Origin of the sequence: Fulvivirga kasyanovii (genome assembly GCF_009711405.1) — a bacterium.
GTDB classification, from domain to species: domain Bacteria; phylum Bacteroidota; class Bacteroidia; order Cytophagales; family Cyclobacteriaceae; genus Fulvivirga; species Fulvivirga kasyanovii.
Genome location: NZ_SMLW01000157.1, coordinates 928 through 1,376 on the forward strand (window position 1 = coordinate 928; position 449 = coordinate 1,376).

At 37.6% G+C, this 449-nt stretch carries 1 protein-coding gene; it reads right to left on the bottom strand.

Annotation, left to right across the window (positions count from 1 at the left end; genetic code table 11):
• Positions 1 to 428, bottom strand: a 428-nt coding sequence (locus E1163_RS31745; protein WP_484494433.1) for a Riean_0653 family protein, incomplete at its 3' end; no start/stop codon positions are given.
• Positions 429 to 449: the final 21 nt, after the last annotated feature.

The following is a 449-nucleotide window of genomic DNA, read 5'->3' on the forward strand; positions in this document are numbered from 1 at the left end:
GCATCGCTATAGGCTTTGAATTCAAAAGTGCCTGCCAGGATTTTTTGATTGATATCGTATTTAGACAGCTTCAGTTGCCCAGACGTTACATTTCTATAAAAACATCCCTGATTTTCCGTAGCTTCAGTATATTGGACAAAAAAAGATGTGTTTGTAAGATCATATATTTTACCTTCTTTTAATGTAGGGATATCAAAAATTGAAATTAACATACTACTAACTTCATCGTAGTTATCAGCATAAATAGAAACACCGCTCGTATCATTAAATGCCATGTATTCAGCAAACGTCCCAGAATTACCAAACCTTCCCGCGGGCAACCACAACTCCCCATTCACCAAACACCCAAAGGTATTTTTACCCTCGGATGTTATGGAGGGCAGTTCATCATCTTCTTCACAGGCACTGAAAAAGATTACCAGAAGCATCAGCCAGACTATGAATAATTT